5 protein-coding genes are annotated in these 6,488 nt (G+C 65.9%); 4 read left to right on the top strand and 1 reads right to left on the bottom strand.

Features of this window, described 5'->3' with window-relative positions; translation table 11 throughout:
- Window positions 1–190 precede the first annotated feature (190 nt).
- From ABNS06_RS05505 to ABNS06_RS05495, 3 genes are read left to right on the top strand one after another with little or no spacing between them, the layout of a single operon-like run.
- Entirely contained in the window at window positions 191–616 is a 426-nt protein-coding gene (locus ABNS06_RS05505; protein ID WP_348673090.1) for a DNA polymerase III subunit chi, read from the top strand.
- Window positions 609–3,392: a valine--tRNA ligase gene (locus tag ABNS06_RS05500; RefSeq protein ID WP_348673088.1), complete on the top strand. Its 2,784-nt coding sequence runs from the start codon at window positions 609–611 to the stop codon at window positions 3,390–3,392. The genes ABNS06_RS05505 and ABNS06_RS05500 overlap by 8 nt, the downstream gene beginning before the upstream one ends.
- Window positions 3,393–3,404: 12 nt before the next feature.
- A complete protein-coding gene (locus ABNS06_RS05495; RefSeq protein ID WP_348673086.1) occupies window positions 3,405–3,818 on the top strand; it encodes an FxsA family protein in 414 nt (137 codons plus the stop codon).
- A gap of 45 nt (window positions 3,819–3,863) precedes the next feature.
- Here ABNS06_RS05495 and ABNS06_RS05490 read toward each other — a convergent pair whose 3' ends face one another.
- Window positions 3,864–5,324, bottom strand: a complete 1,461-nt coding sequence (locus ABNS06_RS05490) for a DUF3336 domain-containing protein (RefSeq protein ID WP_348673085.1) — start codon at window positions 5,322–5,324, stop codon at window positions 3,864–3,866.
- Window positions 5,325–5,554: 230 nt separating this feature from the next.
- Here ABNS06_RS05490 and ABNS06_RS05485 point away from each other — a divergent pair, with 230 nt between their 5' ends.
- Window positions 5,555–6,445 carry an AAA family ATPase gene (locus tag ABNS06_RS05485; protein ID WP_348673091.1) on the top strand — a complete coding sequence of 297 codons (891 nt, stop codon included), beginning with the start codon at window positions 5,555–5,557 and terminating at the stop codon, window positions 6,443–6,445.
- Window positions 6,446–6,488 lie beyond the last annotated feature (43 nt).

The following is a 6,488-nucleotide window of genomic DNA, read 5'->3' as shown; positions in this document are numbered from 1 at the left end:
GCTCGATCGGCTGGAGAAGCAGAAGGCGGCCTGACCGGCTCACAGACCCTTCGCGGCATCCAAAGGCCGGCAGCGATCGCTGCCGGCCTTTTTTGTCGCGGACGGTCGGCATGACGCGATGCACCACCTGCGCTAACCTTGCCGACCCTCGCGCCCCCGGCCAACGCCGGACGCGTCGTGACGCACTGGAATGACTCGAATCGGTTTCTACATCCTCCGGGCCGCGCAGCCGCAAGCATTCGTCTGCCGCCTGTGCCAGCAGCTCTACCAGCGCGGCCAGTCGATTTATGTCCACGCCCCGGACGATGGGGATGCGCAGCGGATCGACGAAGCGCTGTGGACCTACCGGCCCGACGCCTTTGTGCCACACGACATGCTTGGCGCGCCGGACAGCGAATCGACACCGATCCTGATCGGGCAGACCGAACCGCCCGAACACTGCCACGATGTGCTGATCAATCTGGCGCCGGATGTGCCGTTGTTCTTCAGCCGCTTCGAGCGCGTGGCCGAAATCATTCCCGCCGATGACACCCTGAAGACCGCGGGCCGCCATCGGTTCCAGTTCTACCGCGATCGCGGTTATCAACTCGACACCTATCAAGACGTAGATGGATAAGACCTACGACCCGTCCGAAATCGAACCCCGGTGGTACCAGACCTGGGAGCAAGCCGGCGACTTCAACGCACGGCTGGAGCCGGATCGCGATGCCTACTGCATCGTCATCCCGCCGCCCAACGTCACCGGCAGCCTGCACATGGGTCACGCATTCCAGCACACGATCATGGACGCGCTGACCCGTTATCACCGCATGCGTGGCGACAACACGCTGTGGCAGCCGGGCACCGACCACGCGGGCATCGCCACGCAGATGGTCGTCGAGCGCCGTCTGGCCGCCGAGGGCGTGTCCCGCCACGATCTCGGCCGCGACGCCTTCGTCGACAAGGTCTGGGAATGGAAGGCCGAGTCCGGCGGCAACATCACCCGGCAGATGCGCCGCATGGGCAGTTCCGTGGACTGGTCGCGCGAGCGCTTCACCATGGACGCGGGCCTGTCCGAGGCCGTCACCGAGGTCTTCGTGCGTCTTTACGACGAGGGCCTGATCTATCGCGGCAAGCGCCTGGTGAACTGGGACCCCGTGCTGAAGACCGCCGTGTCCGATCTGGAAGTCGAGTCGAAGGAGGAACAAGGCCATCTGTGGCACCTGCGCTACCCGCGCAGCGACGGTCAGGGTCATGTGATCGTCGCCACGACGCGACCGGAAACCATGCTGGGCGACATGGCCGTGGCCGTGCATCCCGACGACGAGCGCTACCGCGACCTCGTTGGCCAGACACTGGAACTGCCGCTGACCGGCCGCCGGATTCCGGTGATCGCCGATGACTACGTCGACCCCGAATTCGGCACCGGCTGCGTGAAGATCACGCCGGCGCACGATTTCAATGACTACGCCATGGGCCAGCGCCACGGGCTGACGCTGCTCAACATTTTCGATGACGACGCCTGCATCAACGACGATGCGCCGGAGGCCTATCGCGGCCTGTCCCGCTTCGAGGCGCGCAAGCGCATCGTCGACGACCTGGACGCCGCCGGCCTGCTGGAACGCATCGACGACCACACGCTGATGGTCCCTCGCGGCGACCGCACCGGCGAGGTGCTGGAGCCCTACCTGACCGACCAGTGGTTCGTGAAAACCGGGCCGCTGGCCGAGCCGGCCATCGAAGCCGTCGAGACCGGCCGCATCCGCTTCGTGCCGGACAACTGGAAGAACACCTACTTCCAGTGGATGCGCAACATCGAGGACTGGTGCATCAGTCGCCAGCTCTGGTGGGGGCATCGCGTGCCCGCCTGGTACGACGACGCAGGCAACATCGTCGTCGGTCGCACCGAAGCCGAGGCCCGGGAGCGCTGGCATGCGCAGTTCGGCAATGACCAGGAACCGCGGCTGCGCCAGGACGATGACGTGCTCGACACCTGGTTCTCCTCGGCGCTGTGGCCGTTCACCACGCTGGGCTGGCCGGAGCAGACACCGGAGCTCAAGGCGTTCTATCCCACCGCCGTGCTGGTCACCGGCTTCGACATCATCTTCTTCTGGGTCGCCCGGATGATCATGATGGGACTGAAGTTCGCCGGCGACGTGCCGTTCCGTGATGTCTACATCACCGGCCTGATCCGCGACGCCGAGGGTCAGAAGCAGTCCAAGTCCAAGGGCAATGTCATCGACCCGGTGGACCTGATCGACGGCATCGATCTCGACGCGCTGGTCGCCAAGCGCACCGTGGGTCTGATGCAGCCGAAGAAGGCCAGGGCCATCGAGAAGGCCACGCGCAAGGATTTTCCGGATGGCATCCCCGCCTTCGGCACCGACGCCGTGCGCTTCACCTTTGCAGCGCTGGCTTCCACCGGTCGCGACATCCGCTTCGATCTGGGCCGCGTGGCGGGCTACCGCAACTTCTGCAACAAGCTGTGGAATGCCGCCCGCTACGTGCTGATGAACACGGAGGGTCAGGACACCGGGCTGAACCCGGATGACGCGATCTCGCTGTCCGCGGCCGATCGCTGGATCATCTCGCGCTTGCAGGACACCGAGCGCAAGGCCTCGGACCACCTGGATGCCTACCGCTTCGACCTCGCCGCGCAGACGCTTTACGACTTCACCTGGAACGAGTACTGCGACTGGTATCTGGAGCTGTCCAAACCGGTACTCACCGGCGATGCCGATGCCGCCGCCCAGCGCGGCACGCGCCGCACGCTGGTCCGTGTGCTGGAAACGCTGCTGCGGCTGATGCACCCGCTGATGCCCTTCATCACCGAGGAAATCTGGCAGAAGGTCGCGCCACTGGCCGGCGCCGAGGGCCGCTCCATCGCCCTGACCCGCTGGCCAACACCGGACGCGGATCGCCATGACGAAGCGGCCGAGGCGGATGTCGCCTGGCTGCAACGCTTCATCCTCGGCGTGCGCCGCATCCGCGGCGAGATGGACATCTCCCCGAGCAAGCCGATTCCGGTGCTGCTGGAACAGGCCGGCGTGGATGACCGCGAGCGGCTGGGCCGTTTCGAAGCACTGATCGCCTTCCTCGCACGCACCGAATCGATTCGCGTCCTGGACGCGGGCGACACCGCGCCCGAGTCCGCCCTTGCCCTGCTCGGCGACATGCGCATCCTCGTCCCCATGGCCGGGCTGATCGACAAGGACGCCGAACTGGCCCGCCTGGACAAGCAGATCGCCCAGACCGAAGGCGACGTCCAACGCGCCGAGGCCAAGCTGGGCAACGAGGGCTTCGTCAGCCGCGCGCCGGAGGCCGTGGTCAATCAGGAGCGCGAACGCCTCACCACGCATCGCAAGACGCTGGGCGAATTGCAGGCACAGCGGGAACGGATCGCGGCCCTGTAGGGTCAACCTGTCATGGGCACACGTCTTCTCATCCTGCTGTTCGTCATTCCGCTGGCGGAAACCTGGTTTCTGATCAAGGTCGGCGGCGTCATCGGCGCCGTCCCCACGATCGCGCTGGTCGTGCTCACCGCGGTCGTCGGCACCACGGTGGCGAGACGTCAGGGCCTGTCGACGATCCGTCGCATCCAGCTTGCGCAAATGGAGGGCCGGCTGCCGGCGTCGGAGATGGTGGAGGGCGTGCTGCTGTTGCTGGCGGGCGTGCTGCTGATGACACCGGGCTTCTTCACCGACGCGATCGGCTTTTCCATGCTGTTTCCGCAACTGCGTGCGCGGCTGGCGCAGAAGACCGTCGGATCACTCGCCACCGCTCGACCCGACCTCAAGCAACCGGTCGTCATCGAAGGCGACTACGAGCGCAAGTCCTGATCCAGCGGAGCCGCGCGCCGTCGTGGTGACGCGCTCCGCCCCCGTCTACCCTGCCTTCAACTGCGCCCGGTGAACCGGCTCGTCGCTGGCACCCTCGATCTGCTTGAGACAGCGATCGAAGGTCTGCGAAATCCGGGTCTGGTGCAGGATCATCGACAGCTTCGGCCAGGTCGCCCTTTCACCGGCCAGGATCATCTCGCGCGTCGTCTCGACGCTGGGATTCGACATCATCTGGCGGAACTGACTCAGCCGGAATGACGGCACGACGGTGATGTTGCCGCGGTATTGCTGCTCCAGCAGGCCATGCAGGGTATCCAGCCGCTTGCGAACATGACCGGGCGGAGACAGGTCGCGCCCCAGCCCGGCGAGCAGCTTGGCCTGCTCCTTCACCGCCTCCAGCGCGTAGGCGCGGAGGATGCCGGTGCGCCCACCGCGCGAGCGTGAACCACGCAGGGCCATGAACGGCACGACATGCGGGTTGGTCTGGCTGACGATGAAATGATTGACGTTATGCAGGCGCCTCAATCGCATCTGCGGGAGGTCGCTCTTCATGGAGCCATCCACCCATTTCACGTTCGGCAGGAATGGCACCTTGGCGCCACGGTGATCACGCTGGTACAGCAATACGGGCTCGAAGATCACCGGCACGGCGCAGGAGGCCAGCACCGCCTCACGCATGCAAAGATGCGGGAAGGTCACGTGGTTCAGCAGCTTCGGTGACTGCGTGGTGTTCGCCGGCGACACGGTGACGTTGACCACCCGACCGGTGCGTCGATAGGACTCGTCAAAGGTCATGTCGGCGACGAAGTGCTGGATGCCGCGACGCACCTGCGCCTGGTCCATCAGCGCCCGCCGCTTGATGATCGAACTCAGGCCCAGACCGCGCCAGAAGCCGAACCGGGCCATGTCCGCGTCGAAGATCTCCTCGATCTCGTCGTCGGTATGCGTGCCCAGCGTCGCGGCCACGACCGATCCGGCGCTGGACCCCGAGATGACGCGTGGCAGCGCATTGTGTTCCCACAGCGACTTGATCACACCAATGTGGAAAAGACCGAGTGTCGCGCCACCGGAGAGCATCAGCCCCGTGCGCCCGAACGACAGCGCCGTTTCCTCGAAGAAATCCTGGCGCTCAGGCATCGCCTGGGCGTGAGGCAGCCCGGCCAGATACTCCAGCGAGCGGCAGACCTCGTCGATGTAGTCGGAGACCAGATGCTTGGTGCCGATAAAGGTCTGCGCGTAGATGTACGGGCTGCCGATGCCGCCGATATTCCAGTGCAGCCCCTGCCGCAGCTCGTGCATCAACCCGAAGATGTCGCCCCGCTCGCGGAGCCGGCGAATCTGGCGCAGGCGGGCCCGGATCATCCGGAAATCATAGAGCGACGACTCGTCTTCGGATTTCCAGGCATCCCCCCCGGTGAGCTCATCCAGACGTTGGGCGGCATCCGCCCAGGTGGCGTAGTCGCCCGCCTGGCGCATAGCGCGTCTGCATTCCCGGAGGCTGGACATGATCACGTCCCTTCGTGAGGTCCTGTTCCTCAGCAGCTTAACGCCTATCCCACGGGGTCGTGTAAACGTTTCGCGAACCGGGAACGCCCGCCCCGCTGCTCCGGCATGCACTTGCCGGACAGGAGACCGGCCCCTGGTTTAGGCTTGAAGTCCTCAACGGACGCACAGAGAACGAGTTGGACGACGTGAATCCCGACACCCGCGTAAACGGCGTGGACCTGCTGCAATCGATGCAGCAGCGCGCGAACGAAATCATCGTGGGCAAGCAGCAGCAGCTGAAGCTGGCCACGGCCTGCCTGATCGCCGGCGGCCACCTGCTGATCGACGATGTGCCCGGCATGGGCAAGACCACGCTGGCGCACACCCTGGCGAGGCTGTTCGGCCTGCATTTCAGCCGCGTGCAGTTCACCAGCGACCTGCTGCCGGCCGACATCCTCGGCGTATCGGTGTTCGAGGGCACCGACAGCGGCTTCGTGTTCCATCCCGGACCGGTGTTCTCGCAGGTGGTGCTGGCCGACGAGGTCAATCGCGCCAGCCCCAAGACCCAGAGCGCGCTGCTCGAAGCGATGGAGGAAGGCCAGGTCACCATCGATGGTGTCACCCGCGCCCTGCCGGCGCCGTTCTTCGTCATCGCCACGCAGAACCCGGGCGAACAGATCGGCACCTTCCCGCTGCCGGAATCGCAGCTTGACCGGTTCATGATGCGCCTGGAGCTGGGCTACCCCGCGGCGGACGCCGAACTCGAACTGCTCGCGGGCCGCAGCCGCCGGACCCTGCTGGAAGAGCTGTCCGCGGTCGGCACGCCGGAGCAACTGGTCGCGATCCAGCAGGCGGTCGGGGGCATCAAGACCAGCGATGCCCTGCTGCGCTACATCCTGGAACTGATTCGAGCGACCCGCGCCTCGGCCGACCTACGTGACGGCCTGTCGCCCCGCGCGGGCCTTGCGCTGAAACGAGCGGCCCAGGCCTGGGCCTACATGGACGCGCGGGACTACGTGCTGCCGGAAGATGTCCAGGCGGTGTTCGCCGCCGTGGTCGCGCACCGCCTGCGTACGGCCGACCGGCGCATCCTGTCCGCCGAGGCCGTTCTCGGCATCGTCGAGCACGTCGCCGTCCCCTGATGGCCGTATCGGCCCTGCGTGGCATGCTGCACCCGCTACGCAG

Origin of the sequence: uncultured Abyssibacter sp. (assembly GCF_964000955.1) — a bacterium.
Taxonomy (GTDB): domain Bacteria; phylum Pseudomonadota; class Gammaproteobacteria; order Nevskiales; family OUC007; genus Abyssibacter.
This window is presented reverse-complemented; position numbering and strand designations above follow the sequence as displayed.

Bases quoted from the DNA above. Each gene is read 5' to 3' on its own strand.
- ABNS06_RS05500 (WP_348673088.1), top strand. From the start codon at position 609: ATGGATAAGACCTACGACCCGTCCGAAATCGAACCCCGGTGGTACCAG.
- ABNS06_RS05485 (WP_348673091.1), top strand. From the start codon at position 5,555: ATGCAGCAGCGCGCGAACGAAATCATCGTGGGCAAGCAGCAGCAGCTG.
- ABNS06_RS05505 (WP_348673090.1), top strand. From the start codon at position 191: ATGACTCGAATCGGTTTCTACATCCTCCGGGCCGCGCAGCCGCAAGCA.
- ABNS06_RS05495 (WP_348673086.1), top strand. From the start codon at position 3,405: ATGGGCACACGTCTTCTCATCCTGCTGTTCGTCATTCCGCTGGCGGAA.
- ABNS06_RS05490 (WP_348673085.1), bottom strand. From the start codon at position 5,324: ATGTCCAGCCTCCGGGAATGCAGACGCGCTATGCGCCAGGCGGGCGAC.